Origin of the sequence: Actinophytocola sp. (assembly GCF_035634895.1) — a bacterium.
Taxonomy (GTDB): Bacteria; Actinomycetota; Actinomycetes; order Mycobacteriales; family Pseudonocardiaceae; genus Actinophytocola.
Window position 1 is genome coordinate 1 of record NZ_DASQCC010000268.1, and the last position, 23,488, is coordinate 23,488.

Annotated in this window: 12 protein-coding genes and 1 pseudogene; 6 read left to right on the forward strand and 7 right to left on the reverse strand. The window is 72.1% G+C overall.

What is annotated here, in order from left to right:
* Window positions 1-145: 145 nt before the first annotated feature.
* From VET29_RS41495 to VET29_RS41505, 3 genes are all read right to left on the reverse strand, one after another.
* On the reverse strand, window positions 146-832 hold the full coding sequence (locus tag VET29_RS41495) for a hypothetical protein (RefSeq protein WP_324932176.1): 687 nt from the start codon (window positions 830-832) through the stop codon (window positions 146-148).
* A gap of 126 nt (window positions 833-958) precedes the next feature.
* The gene (locus VET29_RS41500; RefSeq protein ID WP_324932179.1) at window positions 959-1,096 is read right to left on the reverse strand and encodes a hypothetical protein; all 138 of its coding nucleotides are present in this window, start codon (window positions 1,094-1,096) and stop codon (window positions 959-961) included.
* Window positions 1,097-1,252: 156 nt separating this feature from the next.
* Entirely contained in the window at window positions 1,253-2,638 is a 1,386-nt protein-coding gene (locus tag VET29_RS41505) for a condensation domain-containing protein (protein WP_324932204.1), read from the reverse strand.
* Between the two features lie 232 nt (window positions 2,639-2,870).
* Here VET29_RS41505 and VET29_RS41510 point away from each other — a divergent pair, with 232 nt between their 5' ends.
* Genes VET29_RS41510 through VET29_RS41530 form a run of 5 tightly spaced genes read left to right on the forward strand, consistent with a single transcriptional unit; the run spans window position 2,871 to window position 6,817 of the window.
* The gene (locus VET29_RS41510) at window positions 2,871-3,743 is read left to right on the forward strand and encodes a Phenylacetic acid catabolic protein (RefSeq protein ID WP_324932182.1); all 873 of its coding nucleotides are present in this window, start codon (window positions 2,871-2,873) and stop codon (window positions 3,741-3,743) included.
* Window positions 3,740-4,804 carry a Phenylacetic acid catabolic protein gene (locus VET29_RS41515; protein WP_324932185.1) on the forward strand — a complete coding sequence of 355 codons (1,065 nt, stop codon included), beginning with the start codon at window positions 3,740-3,742 and terminating at the stop codon, window positions 4,802-4,804. The genes VET29_RS41510 and VET29_RS41515 overlap by 4 nt, the downstream gene beginning before the upstream one ends.
* Before the next feature lie 20 nt (window positions 4,805-4,824).
* A complete protein-coding gene (locus VET29_RS41520) occupies window positions 4,825-5,283 on the forward strand; it encodes a metal-sulfur cluster assembly factor (protein ID WP_324932188.1) in 459 nt (152 codons plus the stop codon).
* A gap of 8 nt (window positions 5,284-5,291) precedes the next feature.
* Window positions 5,292-6,032, forward strand: coding sequence for an SDR family NAD(P)-dependent oxidoreductase (locus VET29_RS41525; RefSeq protein ID WP_324932192.1), 741 nt, complete (start codon window positions 5,292-5,294; stop codon window positions 6,030-6,032).
* The gene (locus VET29_RS41530; protein ID WP_324932195.1) at window positions 6,029-6,817 is read left to right on the forward strand and encodes an enoyl-CoA hydratase/isomerase family protein; all 789 of its coding nucleotides are present in this window, start codon (window positions 6,029-6,031) and stop codon (window positions 6,815-6,817) included. Before VET29_RS41525 ends, VET29_RS41530 begins: the two co-directional genes overlap by 4 nt.
* 61 nt (window positions 6,818-6,878) lie before the next feature.
* Here the strand turns inward: VET29_RS41530 and VET29_RS41535 are convergent, their stop codons facing one another.
* Window positions 6,879-8,420, reverse strand: a complete 1,542-nt coding sequence (locus tag VET29_RS41535) for an FAD-dependent monooxygenase (protein ID WP_324932197.1) — start codon at window positions 8,418-8,420, stop codon at window positions 6,879-6,881.
* 221 nt (window positions 8,421-8,641) lie between these two features.
* Here VET29_RS41535 and VET29_RS41540 point away from each other — a divergent pair, with 221 nt between their 5' ends.
* A complete protein-coding gene (locus VET29_RS41540) occupies window positions 8,642-9,574 on the forward strand; it encodes a phytanoyl-CoA dioxygenase family protein (protein WP_324932199.1) in 933 nt (310 codons plus the stop codon).
* A gap of 108 nt (window positions 9,575-9,682) precedes the next feature.
* On the opposite strand, the gene VET29_RS41545 is transcribed toward VET29_RS41540, so the two are convergent.
* The 3 genes and pseudogenes from VET29_RS41545 to VET29_RS44265 all read right to left on the reverse strand — a co-directional run.
* Complete coding sequence (locus tag VET29_RS41545) at window positions 9,683-18,811, reverse strand: SDR family NAD(P)-dependent oxidoreductase (protein WP_414636746.1); 9,129 nt, start codon at window positions 18,809-18,811, stop codon at window positions 9,683-9,685.
* A gap of 32 nt (window positions 18,812-18,843) precedes the next feature.
* Entirely contained in the window at window positions 18,844-22,575 is a 3,732-nt protein-coding gene (locus VET29_RS41550; RefSeq protein ID WP_414636747.1) for an SDR family NAD(P)-dependent oxidoreductase, read from the reverse strand.
* A pseudogene (locus tag VET29_RS44265) lies at window positions 22,549-23,478 on the reverse strand (acyltransferase domain-containing protein); the annotation flags it as partial. The pseudogene VET29_RS44265 and the gene VET29_RS41550, both read right to left, overlap by 27 nt.
* Window positions 23,479-23,488: the final 10 nt, after the last annotated feature.

Here is a 23,488-nt window from a genome sequence, read left to right on the forward strand (position 1 = left end):
TGCTCCGGCGACAGCTGCGCCGGCATCCGGTCACTCTTGCGTGGACTCACAACATCAGATGTCATCACTCACAGTGCCCATCCCGCCGGACCTTCGGCCCGGCGTGTCGGGCCGAACACACCGATCTTGAAACAGTCCCGCCTGCTCAACGCGGGGACCGTCGAGCTGATAACAATCCGACGCGTGCGGCCACAGGAACCGCGGCAGCTCGGTGACGTGCATGCTGGCGGGCCGGAACACCCGGTGCCGCAGTAGCTCGGCCGCCGCCGGCGAGGACGTGTAGGACACCGTCCTTGACGGAGTAGGCCTGGTTGTTGTCGATGTCGGTGATAAGTAGCGTGCCGTCAGGTGTGGTGCTGATCCCGGCCGGTGTGGCCAGGAATGCGCTGCTGACGGAGTCGCCGTCGGACGGTAGGCCTCGTTCGCCGGTGCCTACGACCGTGGTGATGATGCCGGACGGGTCCACTCGGCGGACGCGGTGTGCTTCGTCGTCGGCGATGTACACGGTGCCGTCGCCGGTGGTGGTGGCGTACGGGCCGGTCAGCTGCGCGTTCACGGCGGGGCCGCCGTCGCCGCTGAAACCCGCCCCGCCGGTGCCCGCGACGGTGCTGATGGTCCTGTCGGCGTCGATGCGGCGGATCCTGTTGCCCGACCGCTCAGCGACGTAGAGCGAACCGTCCGCGGCGACCTCGATGCTCTGCGGGTCGGTCAGCTCCGCTTGGTCGGCCGGGCCGCCATCACCCGCCGATCCACTCCTTCCCACGCCGGCCACGGTGGTGACCACGCGGTCGCGCGGCCCGGGTCCCGCGGCCACGTCCCACACGTCGCCCACGACCCGTGTGTCGCGGTGGCCTCCCCGCGGCCGCCGCACCCACGTCAGTGCCTCGTCGTGACGCAGGTCGGGCAGTGGTCGGGGCGCCTGTGCCGCGCACCAGGACGGCGTCGCCGCGGACGTGGCTCATGTTGACGACACCGCGACCCTCTCGCCCGACGGCCGCAGTTCCGCCAGCGCCGGCGGCAGCAGGATCCGCGACAAGCCGGGCAGGGCGCGGACCGACGCGACCAGCTCCTCGTAGTCCCGCCAGCGCCGCGTCAAGTCCTCGGCAGCCCGCGCCGTCGACCTCGGCGACCCGCTCCCGCGGCGACCGCAGGCGGCGCGCCAGCTCCGGGGCGACGTCGGCCAGGTCCGCTAGGTCAGAGCGCAGCGCGCCCCACCTCAGCCACGCGTACCGTCACGGACAGCGTGGCGGCCTCACATCGTCGGTAGGCGGGCGATGTCGGCTATCGCCTTGCTTGTCAGGTCCAGGAAATGGTGCACGCTCTCCCGGGCCGTCTCGGTGTCCGGGTAGCGTGCGTGCACGTACACGCCGTGGTGGGTTCGGTTGACGAACAGGTGCACCTGGTCCCCGACCGAGGCTCCCGGCAACAGGTGGGCCTTCCAGCGTTCCAACGCCTCGAAACGGTCCGAGCGGGTGAAGTCCTGGTAGTTCAGCGTCTCGATGATCTTCAGCCTCGAGGGTTGGAAGACATCCCGCAGCTCTCGCATCACGCGTGGGAACGGGACGTCGGCGTGCCGGAACGCCACGCGCAGTGACTCGTGCGCGCCTACCATCACCTCCCTGAAGGTCGCGGTGGCATGTGCGTCGAAGCGGATCGGGACCACGTTCGCGAACCAGCCGACGGACTCTGTCCACCCCGCGTCGCCTCGGGTGGACAGTGGGACGACACCCAGGAAGTCCTCGCGTCCGCCCAGGTCGCGTGCGGTGGCCGCCACGCAGGCGAGCAGGCCGGAGAAGAAGCTGCCGCCGTTGGCCCTGCACCAGCGGGCGAACTCCGCCGCCGTGGTCTCGTCGACCAGGTCGATCTGTTCTGCCTCGTGCGGAAGTGCCTCGCCGGGGGCTACCCCGAGGTCCAGGGGCAGCGTGGGCGGTACGCCGCCGCATGCGTCGGCGAAGTCGCGCCAGTATCGGACGGCCGCCTCGACCTGGGCCGGGTTCGCCGCGACCCGTTCGCGCTCCGTCGCGCAGAAGTCCACGAAGTTGGCGGGGGTCGGCAGATCTGCTTCCCTGCCTGCCACGGCCGCGGCGTACAGCTGCTGGATGTCCGACGCGACGACCGCGGAGGACTGGCCGTCGATGTTGGTGTGGTCGGACACCATGAACACCGTGGACGCCGTCTCGCGGATGACCACGCCGAAACCGTAGGCCGGCCACGCCAGTGGGTCGTCGAGGCTCGCGAACGTCGTCTTGAGCTGTGCGCGCACCTCGTCGGTGGTGGCGCAGTCGACCCCGTCCACGCGTTCCAGCGCGACCACCGCCGGGTCCAGCACGAACCGGCGTATCTCGCCGTCGGTCATCCTGAACCCGCTCAGCAGGGTGCCGTGCCTGCGGACGAAACGTTCCAGCACACCCTGCAGCACGTCGACGTCCACCGCGCCGGGGATGTCGGTGGTCGTCACGATCCAGTGCGGTGCGGCGTTGCCGGCGCGGTGGTCCAGCCGGACCCTGAGGTGGATCTCCTGGTTGTACGAGGGCGGCGCGTCGTGGTCCGGTGCCGCCTCGGCGGCGGCCCTGGTCTTCTCCGCCATCCGCCACTGCACGATCCGGCCCGGCTCGACCGCGTAGTCCGAGAATTCCATCAACCGCACGAACGACCTCCACCGGTGATTCCGCGCCGTGATTTCGAGGGTGAAACAGTCGAGAGCGACGCTAATGCGGATGCGCGGCGACGAGCCACCCCTAGGCGGCCCTTAGCTCCCCTATGGGTTTGGCAGACCATTCTCGCATTGTCGTCGACTCGTTTATCGTGGCGATTCGGGGCACGTCGCCACTGGGAGGCGAAATGATATTCCGCCGACTCCGGGAGCAGGAATGGACGGAGTGACCACATACGAATTGTCGGATTCGATGCCGGCAGAGGTGCGGGCGCTGGCCCGTCGGTTCACCGTGGTGCACGCGCTCAACGAGTTCGTCGGCGCACTGCCCTACTCGGAGTGGGTCGACCGGGCACCCAGTCACGCACGCAAGCAGATGCTGATGGCCAAGGTGCAGGACGAGGTGGGCCACGGCCACGTCACGGCCCGGCTCGCCGAGGACCTCGGGGTGGCCAGGGAACGCGTCCTGCTCGACTACGTCGAGGGAAAGTCCAAGGTGCACAACATCTTCCACTACGACTTCGCGTCATGGGAGGAGTTCGGGCCCGGCCTCCTGCTGCAGAACTCCGCCGCGATCGTGCAGTTCCAGTCGCTGATGCACGGGGTCTACCTGCCCTACGGCCGCGCGCTGCGCAGGATCGAGCGGGAGGAGTCGTTCCACTACCAGCACGCCCAGGACATGATCCACGAGGTGATGCTGCGTGGCGACGCCGACCAGCGGCGCACCGCGCAACGGTCGTTCGAGACCTGGCTGCCGCGCGTGCTGGCCTACTTCGGGCCGCGTGACGGCGACACCATCGGCGAGAACCGGGCGTGGCAACTCGGTATGAAACCGGACTCGAACGACGTGCAGCGGCAGCGGTGGCTGACCCGGATCATCCCGGTGTTCGTGCGGCTCGGCATCGACGTCGACCCGGCACTCGCCAGGCAGGACGAGTCCGGCACCTGGACCTACGCGATGCCGGACTGGTCGCAGGTGCGTGCGGTGATCAACAATGGCGGGCCTGCGTCGGAGAAGCGGCTGGCGTGGGTGCGTGGCGTGCTGGACCGCAACGCGCGGTACCGCAGGGCGATGGGACGGACCGCATGAGCCCCGTCGCGCCGGCGGACGGCGACATCTTCGAGGTGTTCGTGCAGGCCGGGGTGAGCAACGCCCTGACGCATGTCGGCTCACTGGTCACGGGGTGCCCCGACGAGGCGTGGTACCTGGCGAAGGAGACCTACTGCCGGCGGGACGACATCGCGCGGCTGTGGGTGGTGCGCCGGGGCGACATGATCGTGTCCGGGCCCGAGGACCTGCCGGCACTCACGGCACGCACCCGGATGCCGTTCCGGCAGGCCGGCTACCCGGTCGCCCGGCGCCGTGACCGGACGGGCGAGCCGGTCGCGGCGCCGGTCGAGGTGGGGCGGCCGACCTCCGGCCCGCCGAGCCTGACCGCGCTCTGGTTCGCACTCGCCGACGACCTCTTCCTGCTCGGCCACCGGCTGAGCAGGCACGTCGTGGACTACATCGACATCGAGGACTCACTGGCCACCGGATCGATCAGCCAGGAGGCCACCGCGCACGCCCGCCGCATCGTCGAGCAGTGCGGACTGACCGAGGCAGGCGCCGACGCGCACTTCTTCGACCGTCCGGCGCACTGTTGGTGCCCGTCGGGGGTGAGCCTGTGCGACCTGGACTCGTGGCCCGCGACCGTGGTCAGCGGGCTCGTCGTGGCAGCGGCCGTGGTGGCGCTCGCCGAGGAGACCCTCGCCGTGGACCCTGACCCGGAGCTGGTGCCCGAGCTGACCGCGATCCGCACCGAGCAGGCCATGCACCTCGAGCACTGGCGGCACTGGGTGGCGGCGCTCGCGGCCGACGAGGCCACCACCGCCGAGTTCACGACCGACTGCCGAGACATCGTGGCGTGCGCGGGTGACCTGCTGGGTGGCCCCGCGATGTCGCTGCCCGGCTCGCGGCTGCCGACCGACGCCGCGGACCTGGCGTCGGTGCACACCCGGTTCGCGGCGCTGCTCAAGGAGTCGGTCACCGGTGAGCTGACGGACCGGCCGACCCCCAGGGCCGCCGACCCGACGAACAGCCCGCTGCCCGCCGTGCTGCGCAGGGCGAAGGTCGTGCGCGACCGCTACCGGCCGGGGACCTTCCTGTGAGCGGCCCGTTTCCTGGCGACATGACGCTGAACGACGCCGTCGGCGGCGTACTCGATCCGGAGATCGACGTGACCCTGGCCGCGCTGGGCGTGGTGCGGTCCGTGCTGACCGAACGGGACCGCGTCGTCGTCACCCTGGCGCCCACCCGGATCGGCTGCCCCGCGCTCGGTGAGATCGGCAGGCGGGTCCGCGCGGCCGTGCACCGGGTGGCGCCCGGCGTCGCGGTCCAGGTGGAGTGGCTGCGCGGCACCTGGCGGCCCGAGGACGTCTCCGGCGCCGGGATCCGCGCGCTCACCTCGGCCGGCTACCGCGTGGCCGGCGGCGACACGTCCTGCCCCTACTGCCTTTCCGACGACGTGACGCGGGCGGGCCGGTTCGGCGGCGGCGTGTGCCGCACACCGTTCTCGTGCCGGTCGTGCGGTTCGTCGTTCGACCTGCTCGGCACCGCGACCTGCGGGTTGCGCGACGACATCACCTGAGGAGTCCGATGAGACTGGCCGGAACGACCGCCGTGATCACCGGCGGCACCAGGGGCATGGGGCGCGCCATCGCCGAACGCTACCTCGCCGAGGGCGCTCGGGTGGTCTGCGCGGCACGCAACACCCACGACGTCAAGGAAGTGCTCGACGCTGCCCCGGACCGGGCCTGGTACCACCCCGTCGACGTCACCGACGCCGACTCGGTCCGCGAGCTGATGGTGTGGTCGGTGGACACGCTGGGGAGCATCGACGTGCTGGTGGCCAACGCCGGGGTGAACCGCGACGGGCGCGTCGACAGGTTGCCGGTCGACGACTGGCACGACGTGGTCAGCACCAACCTCACCGGCGTGTACCTCGCGACCAGGGAGGTCGTGCCGCACATGACCGCGGCGGGCCGGGGACGGATCGTCAACGTGTCGTCCAGCATGGCCACGCGGGTGGCGATCGGGGCGGCCGCCTACTGCTCGACCAAGGCCGCGGTGGAGATGCTCACCCGCGTGTCGGCGATCGAGCTGGGACCGCGCGGCATCCTGGTCAACTGCCTCGCCCCGGGCATTCTCGACACGGGCATGGGCGAGGACCTGATCGCCAACGAACGGATCTGGGCGCACTACAGCAAGCGCCTCGCGCTCGGGCGGCCCGGCCGGGTGGAGGAGGCCGCCGACGCCGCGGTGTTCTTGGCGTCCGACGAGTCCTCCTACGTGAACGGGCACGTGCTCGAGGTGAACGGGGGTCTGCTGTGGTCATGACCGACCGTCCGACGACGGTGTGGCTGGAGGTCGCGGACGGGATCGGCACGATCAGGCTGGACCGCGCGCCGCTGAACATCCTCGACCGTGCGGCCCAGGCCCGGTTGCGCGCCTCGGCCGAGGCGGCGTCGGCCGATCCCGAGGTGCGGGCCGTCGTGCTCTACGGCGGCCGGTCGGCGTTCAGCGCCGGCGCCGACATCCGGGAGATGGCCGGGATGTCCTACCAGGACATGGTCGGCCATGCCGGGCTGCTGCAGGCCGCGTTCACCGCGGTCGCCGACATTCCCCAACCGGTGGTCGCCGCGATCAACGGGCCGGCCCTTGGCGGTGGCTGCGAGCTGGCGCTGACCGCCGACTTCCGGGTGTGCGCCGAGGACACGAGGATCGGCCTGCCCGAGATCCACCTCGGTGTCATGCCGGGTGCCGGGGGGACGCAGCGCCTGCCTCGGTTGGTCGGTCCCGGCAGGGCCAAGGAGATGATCCTGACCGGCCGGACCCTGGACGCCACCGAGGCGTTGGCGATCGGGCTGGTGGACCAGGTCGTGCCGGCCGCTGACGTGGCCGCCACGGCGTACGCGCTGGCGGCCAGGTTCCGTGCCGCACCCGCGCTCGCGGTCCGGGCGGCGAAGTCCGCGATCGATCAGGGTTGCGCGACCGATCTCGCCTCGGGGTTGGCGATGGAGCGGTCGCTGTTCGCGGGCTTGTTCGCCACCGAGGACCGGGTCACGGGCATGCGGGCGTTCCTGGAGCGCGGCCCGGCACAGGCGGAGTTCGAAGGTCGCTGAGGCTGACGACGCGCCCGTCCCCGGCAGTTGAGCTGCAGGGGACGGGCGCGTCGTCAGATCGTCAGGTGTTGCGCGGCCCGAACCAGCGGGTCAGGGCCGCATGGAGACCGTCGTCCTCGGTCGGCTGCCCTGCCCAGCAGACGTAGCCGTCCGGGCGGACCAGTATCGCGGCCGCGTCGCCCTGGCCGGTGGCGCTCACGTGGTCGACGCGGTCTGCCCAGCCCGCCACGCGGGCCCGGGTGTCCTGGCCGTCGAACTCGACGAGGAGGCCGCGGCCGGGGTGGAGGAGCTCGCTGATGCTGGTCCGAGCGCCCGCACGGGTGGTCAGGTCCTCGTCGGGCATCCGCAGGCCGGTCAGCGGGTGTTCACCCGGTATCGGGTACCGGATGCCGAGACCGGAGATCATGCCGGCGAGGTGGTGGTTGGTCTCCGGGAGACGCAGCAGGGACGTGAGGATCTCGCGCATGGCCTCGACGTCCCGCTCCCGGTCCAGCAGCAGGGCCTGGGCGGTCGCGGCCCGCAGCACCTCCTGCGCCACCGGGTGGCGTTCGTCGTGGTAGGTGTCGAGCAGGTCGTCGGGGGCGGTGCCCTTGACGACCGACGCGAGCTTCCAGCCGAGGTTGAACGCGTCCTGGAGACCGAGGTTCATGCCCTGGCCGCCGATCGGGAACACGATGTGCGCGGCGTCGCCGGCCAGCAGCACGCGGCCGACGCGGTACTGCTCGGCCTGCCGGCACGCGTCGCCGAACCGCGACCCCCACAGCAGTTCCTTCAGCTCGAGTGACCCGCCCGCCGCCGCCACCAGCACGGCACGCACCTCGTCCTCGGTGACCGGTTCGTCTCTGTCGACGCGGCGACCCATGTCGGAGAACATGAGCCTGTGCACGTCGTTCTCGAGGCTGACCAGGGAGAAGTGGGTGCGCTTCGCACCCTCCTCCAGCGAGACCTCGCCGGTCAGCCCGACCTTGGGAATGAACCGCACCTCGGCGTCGCCGCCGTCCGGGATCGCCGTGAACCAGTCGTCGGATGGCCGCACCAGCACGACGTCCGCGGCGACGCGCAGGTGCGGGCCGCCGTCGGTGCCGGGGAACGCCACACCGAGGATCCTGCGGATCCGGCTGCGCGCGCCGTCGCACGCCACGAGGTACCGCGCGGTGATCGCGTGGCGGCCGCCGGCGTCCTCGACGGTCGCGGTGACGCCGTCGGAGTCCGCCGCGAGGTCGACCAGCTCACAGCCTCGGCGCACCGCCACACCCGTGCTCGCCAGCCGCCGCTCCAGCATCTCCTCGACCCTGGCCTGGAGCACACCGGTCTGGTTGGGGTACCGCGAGCGCATGGCCGTGCAGTCCAGCGGAACGGGCAGGCCGCCGAAGAAGCTGTTCGTCAGCAGTCGCAGGTCGAGCCGGTGGGCGAGCAGCGGCTCCAGCATCCCCCGTGAGTCGAGGATCTCGGCGGTGCGCGGGTGCAGGTTCAGCGCCCGGGACTCCCCGGTCGGCTCGGGGTGCCGCTCCAGCACCACCGGCGTGAGTCCGGCCAGAACCAGCTCGTTCGCCAGCATCAGGCCCGCGGGGCCTGCGCCGACCACGATCACATCGGTGTCCACGTTTTCCCCTCGTCGGTCGGCCGGATCCGGCGGCTCGCGGTATCGGCTCCAGCGGAAACGCTATTGAGGCGACGAGACCCGACCAACCCCTAGTGGTCCCTTACCACTCCAGTCCGGCATTTCCTCGCCGCGAGCGGGCAGGACTAGGGGTTGGGCAGGTGTCACCGGAATCATTAGCGTTTCCATCGACGTGGCGTCGACATCGGAACTCGAGGTGGAACATGAGCGTGCTCGCTCCAGAAGCGCCATTGCGTGACCTGTCGGCGGAAGAGGTCGACGCATTCCACAGGGACGGCGCCATTCGTATTTCGGGGGTTTTCCCGTCGGAATGGGTGACCCGGCTCAGCGAAGGCGTCGACTTCGTGCTCGACAACCCGTCGATCCTCGCGCGGGCGACGGCGAGCCATGCCAGCGGACGCGGCACCGGCGACGCGTTCATGTGGAAGACGCACCAGACGTTCCACGACTTCGTCTTCACCTCGCCCGCCGCGCGGATCGCCCAGCAGCTGCTGCGTTCGCGGACCGTGAACGCCTTCTACGACCAGATCTTCGCCAAGCCGAAGGCGACCGGTCAGCCGACGCCCTTCCACGAGGACGCCAGCTCGTTCCCCATCGAGGGCGGCCAGGTGGTCGCCATCTGGATCGCGCTGGACCCCTGCGGGCCCGAATCGGCGGCCCTGAAGGTGGTGCGCGGCTCCCACGAGTGGGACACCGCGGGCGCACCCATGACCTCGAGCCTGATGCACTCGATGATGAAGGGCGGCAAGGGGACGGCCGCCGAGGCGCCAGCACCCGCCCCGGCCAGGCACGACGTGGTCGAGTGGGACGAGAAGGACCTGCTCGCGTGGGACCTGGTGCCTGGCGACGCGGTCGCGTTCAACCCGGCCGCCCTGCACGGCGCCACCGGCACCGGCCCGGAACGCGACCGCCGCGCGTTCTGCTCGCGCTGGCTCGGCGACGGCGTCACCTTCCAGCCCGACCGCGGTGTCCTGCCGATGCTGTGGGACCCGGCCATCGAGCCGGGCGACCCGATGGGTGGCCCGCTGTTCCCGCGCGTCCTGCCGACCATCGACGAGGCCGTCCGCGAATGGCGGCCCCAGGAACCGGACCAGGAGCGCGTCGACCGCTTCGTGCAGGCCATCCGCCGCGTCTGACCGCGAAGACCCGCGAAAAAAGACACCACCGACGCGCTCGGTGGTGTCTTTTTCCGTGCCGGGACCCGTCTCGCGCCCCGGCCGGGTCGGCCAGGGCGCGAGCGAGGCTCAGGGCAGCAGCAGGGTGCGCAGGTACCTGGCGAGGTCCTGGGGCGTCGGGTGTTCGTACGCGGCGGTGGCCGGCAGCGCGAGGCCGGTCGCCGTGTTGATCCGGTCGCGTAGCTCGATGGCGCCCAGTGAGGCGAACCCCATCTCGAGGAAGCCGCGGTGGCTGTCTATCGCGTCCGGGGAGTCGTGTCCCAGCACCGCGGCGGCGTTGGCACGGACCAGGTCCAGCAGGGTGACGTCCTGCTCGGCCGGTGTCAGACCGGCGAGCGTGGTGGCGAGGCCGGTTCCGTCGCCCACCGGTTCCCGAGTGCCGGTCCGGTCGGCCACGAGACGGGTGATCAGAGGGCTGGGGCGGGTCATCGTCAGCAGCGGGGCGAAGCGGTCCCAGTCGATGTCGGCGACCAGCACCTCGGTCTCGGCACTCGCCATCGCCCACCGCAGCGCGCGGATGGCCGCGTCCGGCCGCAGTGGGCGCAGCCCGGCCGCGGCCAGTTCGTCCGCCGCGGGGTCGTCGAGCCACGGTCCCCAGGCGACGGCGGTGGCGGGCCTTCCGTCGCGGTGCCGGCGTGCTACCTCGGCGTCGGCGAACGCGTCCGTCTCCGCCCTCGCGACCTGGTCGGTGCCACCGATCACGCCGGCGAGCGACGTGCACGCCACGTAGTGCCCCTCGACGAGCTCAGCCAGGACACCCGCACTCGCTTCGGCGGCGTGGATGACCACGTCCGGGGTGTGTTCGGCGAGCAACGCCGCGACCGAGGCACGGTCGGACACGTCGCACGACGCCGGCGCGAGCACGAGGTCCACCGGCTCGCCGCGCAACCACTCGGCGAGGTGCGCGCCCCGGCGGGACGAGGAACCGAACAGCAGCACCGTGCCGTGTGGGGACCAGTCCTCGGCGGTGGCGCGGGCTCGGGCCAGTCGCCTGGCGAAGACTCCCGACGGCCGGATCGCCACCTGGTCCTCCGAGCCCGTCACCACCGCACAGAGCCTCGCCAGCTCACGGGGCCCCGGGGCCGCCGGCAGGTCGACCAGCCCACCCCACCGCACCGGGTCGGTGAGTGCGAGGACCCGGCCGCGACCCCACACCGCCGCCTGCGCGGGGTCGACCGGGTCCACCGAGGAGACGGCGACGGCACCGCTCGTGACCCTCCACAGTGGAGCGCCGGCCGTCATCTGCTCGCCGGACAGGGAGATCACGCCCGAAAGTCCGGCAGGCGTGGGCTCTCCCGGCGTCGCCGTCACGACCTGGACGCCGCACGACGCCAACGCTTCGGTGATCGCGGCGGCCGTCGGGTCGCCGCCCTCGGCACGCACCAGCCAGGTCCCGGCCGGGGTGGAGTCGTTGTCGGGCACCGGTTCCCAGCGGATCCGGTGGACGTGGAGGTCGGCGCCCTCGCGCAGCGCCGCCAGCGCGGCCGCCATGGCGGTGCGGTCGACGCCGAGCGAGTCGGCGAGTGCGTCCTGGTCGAGGTCCGAGACCGGTTCCTGGGCGGGTGGTTCCGCCATCCAGTACCGCTCGCGCTGGAAGGAGTACGTCGGCACCTCCACCCGGCGCGCGCCGCCGAACACCCCGGCCCAGTCCAGCTCCACGCCGTGTGCGTACAGGCGGCCCACCGCCGCGGTCAGGGCGGCGACCTCGGGCTGGTCCCGCCGCATGCTCGCGACCAGCACCGCGTCCTCGACGCATTCCCGTGCCATGGCGGTCAGCACGGCGTCCGGCCCGACCTCCAGCATCACCTTCGCGCCGAGGCCGGTCAGCCTGGTGATGCCCGCCTGGAACCGGACGGTGTCACGCACGTGCCGGGCCCAGTAGTCGGCGGTGTACTCCTCGACCACGTCCCCGGTCAGGTTGGACACCACGGGAATCCGTGGCGGCCGGTAGGTCAGCTCGGCGGCCGCCGCACGGAACTCGTCGAGCATCCCGGCCATGTGCGGGGAGTGGAAGGCGTGGCTCACCCGCAGGCGCCTGGTCCTGCGTCCTTCGGCGTGCCACTGTCCCGCGATGTCCAGCACGGCGTCCCGGTCACCGGACAGCACCGTGGCCCGCGCCCCGTTCGCCGCCGCGACCGAGACGAACTCCGCCATGCCGGCCAGCGACTCGGTCACCTCGGCGAGTCCCGCCTCGACGGCGACCATGGCGCCACCTGCCGGCATGGTCTGCATCAGCCGGGCTCTGGCCGACACGAGCGCACACGCGTCCGGCAGGTCCAGCACGCCCGCGACGTGCGCGGCCGTCAGCTCGCCGATCGAGTGCCCCATCACGTGGTCGGGGTAAACACCCCAGTGTGCCAACAGGTCGGTCAGCGCGACCTCGATCGCGAACAGCGCGGACTGTGCGAGCGCCGTCTGGTCCAGCGCATCGGGGGAAGCACCGAAGACGACCTCACGCACCGGTTGTTCGAGCAGGTCGCAGACCCGGTCGAACGACCGCGCGAACACCGGGTACGCCTCGTAGAGGGCCTGGCCCATCCGGTGCCGCTGCGCGCCCTGTCCGGTGTAGAGGAACGCCAGCCCGCCCTGACCGGCACGGCCCTCCACGACGTTGCCGGTGGGCTGGGCGCGGCTGAACGCGTCGAGGCCGCGGATGGCCTCCTGCAGGTCGGCCGCGACCACGGCGGCCCGCACCGGCAACGTCGCGCGGGTCGCCGCCATCGAGCTGCCGATGTCCGCGACCCGCGTCGCGGGCCGGTGCGCGAGGTGGTCGCGCAGTGCCGCCGCCTGAGCCCGCAACGCCCTGGTGCTCCTGGCCGACAGCGGGATGGGCACCACCGGGGGAACGTCTCCCGGCTCCGGCGCGGGAAGCGGGTCACCCTGTTCGAGGATCACGTGCGCGTTGGTGCCGCTGATGCCGAACGACGACACCCCGGCACGCCGGGGCCTGCCGGTCGCCGGCCAGTCCTGTCGACGGGTGGCCAGCGCGACCGCGCCGGAGGACCAGTCGACGTGCGGGGACGGCTCGTCGGCGTGCAGTGTCGGCGGGACGACGCCGTGCCGCATCGACTGCACCATCTTGATCACGCTCACCGCGCCGGCCGCGGCCTGCGTGTGGCCGAGGTTGGACTTGACCGACCCGACGAGCAGTGGGTGCTCGCGCTCGCCGCCGTACGCGGCGATCAGTGCCTGGGCCTCGATCGGGTCGCCGAGCACCGTCCCGGTGCCGTGTGCCTCGACCACGTCGACCTGGTCGGGGGTGAGCCGGGCGTTCGCCAGTGCCTGCCGGATCACCCGCTGCTGGGCAGGGCCGTTGGGTGCGGTGAGCCCGTTGGAGGCCCCGTCCTGGTTGACCGAGGTGCCCCGGACGACCGCGAGCACCGAGTGGCCGTTGCGACGGGCGTCCGACAGCCGTTCGACCATCAGCACCGCGACGCCCTCGGACCATCCCGTGCCGTCCGCGCCGGCGCCGAAGGACTTGCACCGGCCGTCCGGCGCGAGACCGCGCTGCCGGCTGAACTCGACGAACGTCGTGGGACTGGCCATCACGGTCACCCCGCCGGCCAGCGCCATCGTGCAGTCGCCCTGTCGCAGTGCCTGGCAGGCGAGGTGCAGAGCGACCAGCGACGACGAGCAGGCGGTGTCGACGGTGACCGCGGGGCCCTCCAGCCCGAACGTGTACGCGACCCGGCCGGAAAGGACACTCGCGGTGTTGCCGGTCCCGACGTGCCCCTCGACGCCCTCGGGGAGCGCGGACAGCCGGGTGGCGTAGTCGTAGTACATGACACCGGCGAACACGCCGGTCCTACTGCCGCGCAGGGAAAGCGGGTCGATGCCGGCCCGTTCGAGTACCTCCCACGACGCCTCGAGCAGCAACCGCTGCTGCGGGTCCATCGCGGTCGCCTCGCGTGGCCCGATGCCGAACAGGTCGGCGTCGAAGTCGGCGGCGTCGTAGAGGAACCCGCCCTCCCCGGTGTCGCTCCGACTCGCCAGCGCGTCGAGGTCCCAGCCGCGATCGGCCGGGAACCCGGCTATCGCGTCGCCGCCGTCGAGTACCAGCTGCCACAGCTGGTCCGGGGTGCGGACACCGCCGGGGACCCGGCAGCTCGTGCCGATGATCGCGATGGGTTCGTCGGTGGCGGCGGACGCGGTCACGGTCGTGGGCGCGCCGCCCGCGCCGGACAGCTCGGCGCGGAGGTGGTCGGCGAGGGCCCTCGGGGTCGGGTGGTCGAACACGAGGGTCGCGGGCAGCGGGAGTCCCGCCGCCCTGGCGAGCCGGTCGCGCAGCTCGATTCCCATCAGGGAGTCGAACCCGAGTTCGCCGAACTGCCGGTCGGAGTCGATGTCGGTGCCGGAGGCGTGTCCGAGCACGAGGGCGACCTCGTCGCGGACCAGCTCGAGCGGGTCGGTGTCGGCCATCTCACGAACGGGTGCGGCCGGTGCGGCGCGCCGCACGGGCAGGCGGACCAGGTCGCGGAGGATGGGTGGCACGAGGTCTGGTGCGCGGCGCAGAGCGGCGGTGTCCAGCGCGATGGGCACCAGCGCCTCGGCGCCGTCGGCGAGTGCCGTGTCGAGCAGTGCGAGCGCGTTCTCGGCGTCGAGCGCGGCCACGCCGGCACGCGCGAGCCGCGCGTTGTCCACTGTGGACAACTCGCCGGTCATGCCGGCGCGCGTGTCCCATCGTCCCCAGGCCAGCGCGGTGGCCGGCAGGCCGGCGGCGCGGCGGTGGGCGGCCAGGCCGTCCAGGAACGCGTTGGCGGCGGCGTAGTTCGCCTGGCCTGGCGCGCCGAGCACCCCGGCGGCCGAGGAGAAGAGCACGAACGCGGCCAGGTCGCGGTCTCTGGTCAGTTCGTGCAGGTGCCACGCCCCGCGTGCCTTGGGCCCCAGCACGGCGTCGAGGCGGTCACCGGTCATCGTCGCCACCACTCCGTCGTCGACCACCCCGGCGAGGTGGAACACGGCCGTGAGCGGGTGTTCGGCCGGAATGCCGGCCAGGACGGCCGCGAGCGCGTCCCGGTCGGACACGTCACACACGTCGACCCGCGTGGGTGTCCCGGCCACGTCCACGGTGCCACCCCGCCTGCTCACGAGGAGCAGGTGGCGAACGCCGTGCCTGGCGACGAGGTGCTCGGCCACGGCCTGCCCCAGCGCGCCGGTGGCGCCGGTGACGAGGACCGTGCCCGCCGGGTCCACGCCGGGCCATGTGTCCGATGTGGACACCCGGGTCAGTCGTGGGGCGAACACGTGCTCACCCCGAACGGCCAGCTGGTGTTCGGCGGGCACGAGCACCGGGGCGGTGGGTGCGTCCACGAGCACGATGCGCCCGGGGTGCTCGGACTGTGCCGACCTGGCGAGCCCCCATGCCGCGGCCATCGCGGGGTCGACGTCCTCGCCGGGCTCGACGGCCACCGCGCCCGTCGTGTGCAGCAGCAGCCGGGACCCCGCCGAGTCCGCGTCCGCGAGGAAGTCCTGGATCGTGGCCAGGGTTCGGCCGGTCACCTCGCCGACCGGACCGGGGGTGACGGGGACGACGACGGTGTCCGCCGCCGGGGCGTTGGACCGCTCCACGACGGGCGTCCACGTGACCCGCAGCAGCGAGCCGCCCGCCGGTCCCGGCGCGCCGGTCAGTGGCCGGAACCGCAGCGACGCCACCGACAGCACCGGCGCACCGCGCTCGTCGGCCGACGACAGCGCGAGTTCGTCGCTGTCTACAGAGGACACACGGATCCGCAGGGCGGTGGCACCCGTCCCGGACAGGCTCATGCCCGACCAGAGGAACGGCAACCGGATCTGGTCGGCGTCGGCGAACAGGGTGCCGAGCGTGCCGGCGTGCAGTGCGGCGTCGAGGAGTGCCGGGTGCAGACCGCACCGCACCGCGTGCTCGTGCTGGTCCGCCGGCAGACGCACCTCGGCATACACCTCGCCACCGAGCGACCACGCCCGGCCGAGGCACCGGAACGCGGGCCCGTAGTCGAACCCGACCTCGGCCAACCGCTCGTAGAAGTGCTCGGTGTCGAGGGCCTGCGCGCCAGGCGGCGGCCATTCCGTGGCCCATTCGCATGAGTCGGTGTGCCGGGGAGGCGAGACGGTGCCCCGCGCGTTGCGGGTCCACTCGGCCGCGGCGTCGTCCTCGCGGGAGTAGATCTCGACCGAGCGGCTCCCGTCCTGACCCGGTGCGCCGACCACGGTCTGCAGCTGGGCCGCGGTGGTGCCGGCGAGCACGAGCGGGGTCTCCAGGCTCAGCTCGTCGACCGTGCCGCAGCCGGCCCGGTGCGCGGCCAGCGTCGCGAGTTCGGCGAACGCGCTGCCCGGCAGCAGCACCTGCCCGGCGACCGCGTGGTCGGCCAGCCACGGCTGGGTCCGCAGCGAGAGCCTGCCGCTGAGGACGATCCGGTCCTGGTCGGCCAGCGCCACGACCGCGCCGACCATCGGGTGGTCCGCGGCACCCAGTCCGAGCGAGGTCGCGTCGGCGGCGATCCCGCCGCTGGGCAGCCAGTACCGGTGCCGCCGGAACGCGTACGTCGGCAGCCCGACGCGGGAGCCGTCGGGGAAGAACCTGGTCCAGTCGACCGACACCCCCCGGGTGTGCGCCGAGGCGAGCCCGGTCGTGACGGTGGTGACCTCGGGGTGGTCGCGGCGCATCAGTGGGATCGTCGCGGTGCCTGGCACGCTCTCGGCGGCCATGGCCGCCAGCACGCCGTCGGGTCCCAACTCGACGCACGTGACCACGCCCTGGTCCCGCAGCCACCGCATGCCGTCGTGGAACCGGACGGCGTGCCGCAGGTGCCGCACCCAGTAGTCGGGGGTGCCGACCTCGTCGGCCGGGACCAACCTGCCGGTCAGGTCCGACACCAGCGCGATGTCCGGCCTGCCGTAGGTGAGGCCCGCCGCGACCGCGCGGAACTCGTCGAGCACCGGATCCATCCTGGCGGAGTGGAAGGCATGGCTCACCCGCAGGCGCCGGACGCGGCGACCGCGCGCCTCCCACTGCCCGGCGACGGCGAGCACGGCGTCCTCGTCCCCGGAGAGCACGACCGACCGGGGGCCGTTGACGGCGGCGATGTCCACACCGTCGACGAGCACCGGCCGCAGCTCGTCCTCCGTGGCCGCCACCGCGACCATCGCACCGCCGGCCGGGAGCCGGTCCATCAGCCTGCCCCTCGCCGCGACGAGCCGGCAGGCGTCGGACAGCGAGAACACCCCGGCCACGTGCGCGGCCGCCAGCTCGCCGACGGAGTGGCCGAGGAGGAAGTCCGGGCGCACACCCCAGGACTCCAGCAGCCGGAACAGCGCCACCTCGATCGCGAACAGGCCGCTCTGGGTGTTGACGGTGCGTGCCAGCTCGTCCGCGCCGCCGGTGAACACGACATCGCGCACATGGCTGTCCAGGTGGCGGTCAAGCTCGGCACAGACGTCATCGAAGGCGGCGGTGAAGACCGGGAACGCCTCGTACAGCTCCCGTCCCATGCCGGGCCGTTGCGCACCCTGACCGGAGAACAGGAACGCGACCTTGCCATCGACCACCGCACCGGTCACCACGCCGGGGGTGGCCTCACCCCTGGCCAGGGCCTCGAGCCCGGCCAGGTGGTCACCAAGGACGACGGCCCGGTGTTCGAGCGCGCCGCGGTGAGCGGCCAGCGTGTACCCGATGTCGGCCACGGACCTGCCCTCGACCGCCGCCACGAGCCGTGCCGCGTTGGCGCGCAGTGCTTCCTCGTCGCGACCGGACAGCACCCACGGCCTGAGGGCCGGCGGCTCGGCACCGTCGGGATCGGCACCGTCGGGATCGGCGACCTCGACGGGTGGGGCCTGTTCGAGGACGACGTGCGCGTTGGTGCCGCTGATGCCGAACGACGACACCCCGGCGCGGCGCGGGTGGCCGGTCGCCGGCCAGGGCCGCTGCTCGCGCAGCAGCGACACCGCGCCTGCCGACCAGTCCACGAGCGGTGTCGGCTCGTCGGCGTGCAGGGTCGCGGGCAGCACGCCGTGCCGCATGGCCATGACCATCTTGACGATCCCGGCGACACCGGCGGCGGTCTGGGTGTGGCCGATGTTGGACTTCACCGTGCCCAGCCACAGCGGCCGGTCCGCCGGCCGGTCCTGTCCGTAGGCGGCGAGCAGCGCCTGCGCCTCGATCGGGTCGCCGAGGCTGGTGCCGGTGCCGTGCGCCTCGACCGCGTCCACCCTGGCGGCGGTGAGGTGCGCGCCGGCAAGGGCCTGTGCGATCACCCGTTGTTGGGCGAGGCCGTTCGGTGCGGTCAGGCCGTTGGACGCGCCGTCGGAGTTCACCGCCGAGCCACGCACCACGGCCAGGACCGGGTGGCCGAGCCGGGTGGCGTCGGAGAGCCGTTCCACCAGCAGTACCCCGGCTCCCTCGCCCCAGGCGGTGCCGTCCGCGTTCGCCGAGAACGCCTTGCAGCGACCGTCCGCGGCCAGTCCTCGCTGCCTGCTGAACTCGACGAACATGGTCGGCGCCGCCATCACCGAGACCCCGCCGACGACGGCGAGGGTGCACTCGCGTTGGCGCAGCGCCTGGCCGGCGAGGTGCAGTGCGACCAGCGACGACGAGCAGGCGGTGTCGACCGTGACCGCGGGCCCTTCGAACCCGAACGCGTAGGACACCCGCCCGGAGATCACGCTCGCGGCGTTTCCGGTCAGCAGGTGGCCCTCGACGGTGCTGTCGGAGGTGGCGGCACCGGACCCGTAGCCGAGCTGGGCCGCACCGACGAACACTCCCGTCCTGCTGCCGCGCAACGAAAGGGGGTCGATCCCCGCCCGTTCGAACAGCTCCCACGACAACTCGAGCAGCACCCGCTGCTGCGGGTCCATCGCCAGTGCCTCGCGCGGTGAGATGCCGAAGAAGCTCGCGTCGAACTGGTCGACGCCGTCGACGAACCCGCCTTCACGGACGTAGCTGGTGCCACGCCGGGTGGGGTCGGGGTCGTAGAAGGCGTCGAGGTCCCAGCCCCGGTCGGTGGGGATCGGCCCGATCGCGTCCCGGCCGTCGGCGACCAGCTGCCACAGGTCCTCCGGGGACCGCACACCGCCGGGGAAGCGGCAGCTCATCGCGACGATCGCGATCGGCTCGCCGGACGAGGCCAGTGTCCGGTTCTCCCGGCGCAGCCGTTCGGTCTCCTTGAGCGACGCGCGCAGGGCGGCGAGGACCTCGCCGTCGCTCGTGCGCGGGGTGTCGTTCACGGCGGTCATTCGCGTGGTCTCCCCGTGGTCGGTCAGGACTGGGTCTGTTGCAGGGCCATCCGCACCAGGGTCTGCGCGTCCATGGCGTCGATCGAGTCGTCCGCCGGTTCGGCCGGCTGGTCGGTGCCGGTCGCCGTGTCCAGGCCCGCGAGCCCGAGCAGGACATCGAGAACGCCGGCGTCGCGCAGCCTGGACACCGGCAGACCAGCGATGGCCGCGCGGATCCTGGTCTCCTCCGGGTCCGTGGCCTCGCCGGTCGTCTCGGCGTCCGGTACGAGTTCGGTCCGCAGGTGCTCGGCCAGCGCGGCGGGCGTCGAGTGGTCGAACACCACGGTGACCGGCAGGCGCAGCCCACTGGCGGCGTTGAGCCTGTTGCGTAGTTCCACGGCGGTGAGCGAGTCGAAGCCGAGTTCCTTGAACGCCTTGCCGACCGGGACGGCGTCGCCCGAGGTGTGGCCGAGCACGGCGGCCACGGCCGAGCGGACGAGGTCGAGCAGGACGGCATCCTGCTCCCCCGGCGAGAGGCCGGCGAGCCGCCGTGCCAGCGCGGGCCCACCGCCCGCGGGGGACGCGGCGGCGCGGCGCGTGCCGACCAGGCCACGCAGCAGGGCGGGCACACCGTCCGCGGCGGCCCTCAGCGCGGGGAGGTCCAGCCGCATCGGGAGCAGGACCGCCGGTGCGGCACGCAGCGCGGTGTCGAACAGGCTCAGGCCTTCCTCGGTGGACAGCGGCACCACGCCTGCCCGGCCCATCCGCGCCACGTCCGCGGCCCCGAGGTCGCCGGTCATCTCGCTGCGGTCGGCCCACAGGCCCCAGGCCAGCGACTGGGCCGGCAGTCCTGCCGCACGGCGGCGCTGCGCGAAGGCGTCCAGGTAGGCGTTGGCGGCGGCGTAGTTGGCCTGCCCGGCGCCGCCGAACGTGGCGGAGGCCGAGGAGAACAGCACGAACGCCGCGAGGTCGTCGCCGAGGGTCAGTTCGTGCAGCGCGTCGACGGCGTCGACCTTCGGCCGCATCACGAGGTCGAGGCGGTCGGGGGTCAGCGCGTCGAGGATGCCGTCGTCGAGCACACCGGCCGCGTGGACCACCGCGGTCAGCGGACCGAGGTCGGCCCGTGCGGCGACGAGCACGGCGGACAGCGAGTCCCGGTTCGCCACGTCGCACTCGGCGACGGTGACCTCGGCGCCCAGCTCGGTCAGCTCGGCGACGAGCCGCTCCGCGCCGGGGGCGCGCCCGCCGCGCCGGCTGGTGAGCACCAGGCGGCGCACTCCGTGCTCGGTGACCAGTCCGCGGGCCACCAGTCCGCCCAGCACCCCGGTTCCGCCGGTGATCAGGACCGTCCCGGCCGGGTCGAGTGGCGCGGGCACCGTCAGCACGATCTTGCCGACGTGGCGGGCGCGGCTGACCCACCGCAACGCCTCCGGCGCGTGCCGGACGTCCCAGGTGGTCAACGGCAGTGGCGCCAGGTCGCCGTGGGACATCAGGTCGAGTACGTCGTGCAGCAGCTCGCCTGTTCGCTGCGGCCCGGCCTCGACCAGGTCGAACGCCCGGTAGGCGATGCCGGCTCCCGGGTCGCGGAGGTCGGTCTTGCCCAGCTCGACGAAACGGCCGCCGGGCGACAGCACGCGAAGGGACGCGTCCACGAACTCGCCGGCGAGTGAGTTGAGCACGACGTCGAACCCGCCGGCCGCACGGAACTCGTGCTCGAAGTCGGTGGTGCGGGACGAGGCGATGTGGTCGTCGTCGAGCCCGAGTGCCCGCAGCGTGTCCCATTTCGCGGGGCTCGCCGTGGCGAACACCTCGGCGCCGAGGTGGCGTGCGAGCTGGATGGCGGCCATGCCGACCCCGCCCGCGCCCGCGTGGACGAGCACGCGTTCGCCCGGTTGCAGCGCGGCGATGTCGACGAGTCCGTACCAGGCGGTGAGGAACGCGACCGGCACGGACGCGGCGGTGGCGAAGGTCCAGCCGGGCGGGACGGGAACCACCATGCGGTGGTCGGCGATCGCGTACGGGCCGAAGGCACCGGGGAACAGGCCCATCACCCGGTCGCCGGGCCGCAGGTCGGTGACGTCCGGTGCGGTCTCGACCACGACTCCGGCGCCTTCGCTGCCCATGACCTCCTGGTCGGCGAGCATGCCGAGCGTGAGCACGACGTCGCGGAAGTTCAGCCCGGCGGCCCGAACCGCGACCCTGACCTCACCGGCGTCGAGGGGGCGCACTGATTCCGGTGAGGGGATGAGGGCCGCCCCGTCGACGGTGCCGGGACTGACGACGTCCAGCCGCCAGCCGGGTTGGTCGGGTGGGGTCAGCTGGTCGGCGGCGGCGGTCACGCGCGGTACGAACGCCTGGCCTCCTCGGACGGCGACCTGCGGTTCGTCCAGCGCGGGCAGAGCACCGAGTGGCACAGTGCCGTCGATGTCGGCCAGCACGAACCGCCCCGGGTGCTCGGACTGCGCCGACCTGACCAGTCCCCACACGGCGGCGGCGGCCACGTCGGTGACGGCGTTGCGCCCGTCCACGGCGACGGCGCCCTCGGTCACGACGAGCAGGCGGGAGTCGGCGAAGCGCTCTTGTCTGGTGAAGGTCTGCACCAGGTGCAGGGCGTCGGCCGCCAGCTCCCGTGGGGACCCGCCTTCGAGGCGGGCGACCATGACGTCTGGCACCGGATCGAGGTCCGGGTCGAACGGGGTGGGTTCCGGGCCGGGCTCGGGTAGTGCGACCGGCACCCAGTCGACGGTGAACAGCGAGTCGGACCGAACACCACGGTCGACGCGCAGCCGGTCGGCGGAGACGGGGCGGAGCACGAGTGCGTCGACGGTGATCACGGGTTGGCCGGCGGTGTCGGTGGCGGTGAGGGCGCCGTCCGGAGTGATGCGGACGCGGAGTGACGTGCTGCCGGTGGCGTGTAGTGAGACGCCGGTCCAGGTGAACGGGAGCAGGACCGCGCCAGGTTCGACGGTCTGGTCGGTGAGCGCGAGTCCATGCAGGGCGGCGTCCAGGAGTGCCGGGTGGATGCCGAAACCGTCGGTGGCGGTGGCTGTATCGCTGTCGGTGCCTGTGCCTGTGTCGCTGCCGTTGGGGAGGGCGACCTCCGCGATGACGTCGGCTCCGTGGCGCCATGCGGCGCGCAGTCCTCGGAAGAGGGGGCCGTAGTCGAGCCCGTTGTCGGCGAGGTCGCGGTAGAGGTCGTCGACGGTGATCGGGGTCGCCTGGATGGGCGGCCATGGCAGGGGTGCCGGGGTGGTGGCGCCTCGGGTCAGCAGGCCGGTCGCGTGTCGGGTCCAGTCCTCGGTTCCCGAGGGTCGGGAGTGGATGGTCACCGGGTGGGCGCCACCGTCTTCCGGTGGGCCGACGACGACCTGGAGGTCGACGGGTTCGTCGCCGAGGACGAGCGGGGCTTCGAGGGTGAGCTCTTCGACGCGGTCGCGGTCGACTTCGTCACCGGCCCGGATGGCGAGGTCGACGAAGGCGGTGGCGGGCAACAGGACGGTGTCGAGGACGGTGTGGTCGGCCAGCCAGGGGTGAGTGCGGGTGGAGAGGCTGCCCGTGAACACGACTCCGCCGGAGTCGGCGAGCCGCACCATCCCTCCCAACAACGCATGCCCCGTGGCCGCACCCATCCCACCGCCGCCGGTAGGTGCGTCCAACCAGAACCGACGCCGCTGAAACGGATACACCGGCAGCTCAACCCGAGACCCACCACCAACGAAACCCGACCAGTCAACGGGAGCGCCACCAACCCAAGCCTGCGCGAGGGACCGGGTCATGCGTGTCATGCCACCGTCATCGCGACGCAGGGTCCCTACCACAACCGCGTCCACCCCAGCCGCCTCGACACTCTCCTCCACACCCATCGTCAACACCGGATGTGGACTCACCTCGACAAAAACAGAGAAACCAGCCGACAACAACGCCTCAGTAGCATCACCAAACAACACTCGCTCACGCAAGTTCTTGAACCAGTACCCACCATCCAACCCCGCGGAATCAAACCATCCACCCGTCACCGACGAAAAGAACGGCACCTCAGAAGAACGAGGGACCACCTCCCCCAACACCTCAAGGATGGACTTTTCCAGCACATCAACCTGGCCAGAATGAGACGCATAATCCACCGGCACCCACCGAACGCGAATCCCCCGACGCTCACACTCCCCCACTACCCGCTCCAACCCCACCACATCACCCGACAACACCGTCGACGACGGACCATTCACCGCGGCAACACCAACACCCCCAACCCCACCCAGCAAAGTCTCAACCTCAGACACCCCCAAACCCACCGAGACCATCCCGCCGCCACTCAAACCCACCAACAAACGAGAACGCGACACCACCACCCGCGCACCATCCACCAACAACAAACCACCCGACACCACCGCAGCCGCAATCTCACCCTGCGAATGACCCACCACCGCAGCAGGCACCACACCAAACGAACACCACACCTCAGCCAACGACACCATCACAGCCCACAACACCGGCTGCACCACATCAACCCGACCCAACAAACCCTCATCACCCAACACATCAAACAAAGACCACGACACAAACCCACTCAACGCCTCAGCACACTCACCCATCCGCGCCTTGAACACCTCGCACGAACCCAACAGTTCCCGCGCCATCCCCACCCACTGCGAACCCTGACCCGGAAAAACGAACACCACACGACCGTCG

What these genes read in the sequence shown, in the direction of transcription:
- VET29_RS41515 (WP_324932185.1), top strand. Translation starts at nt 3,740, where the DNA reads ATGAGCCCCGTCGCGCCGGCGGACGGCGACATCTTCGAGGTGTTCGTG.
- VET29_RS41510 (WP_324932182.1), top strand. Translation starts at nt 2,871, where the DNA reads ATGGACGGAGTGACCACATACGAATTGTCGGATTCGATGCCGGCAGAG.
- VET29_RS41505 (WP_324932204.1), bottom strand. Translation starts at nt 2,638, where the DNA reads ATGGAATTCTCGGACTACGCGGTCGAGCCGGGCCGGATCGTGCAGTGG.
- VET29_RS41540 (WP_324932199.1), top strand. Translation starts at nt 8,642, where the DNA reads ATGAGCGTGCTCGCTCCAGAAGCGCCATTGCGTGACCTGTCGGCGGAA.
- VET29_RS41550 (WP_414636747.1), bottom strand. Translation starts at nt 22,575, where the DNA reads ATGACCCGGTCCCTCGCGCAGGCTTGGGTTGGTGGCGCTCCCGTTGAC.
- VET29_RS41530 (WP_324932195.1), top strand. Translation starts at nt 6,029, where the DNA reads ATGACCGACCGTCCGACGACGGTGTGGCTGGAGGTCGCGGACGGGATC.
- VET29_RS41525 (WP_324932192.1), top strand. Translation starts at nt 5,292, where the DNA reads ATGAGACTGGCCGGAACGACCGCCGTGATCACCGGCGGCACCAGGGGC.
- VET29_RS41520 (WP_324932188.1), top strand. Translation starts at nt 4,825, where the DNA reads ATGACGCTGAACGACGCCGTCGGCGGCGTACTCGATCCGGAGATCGAC.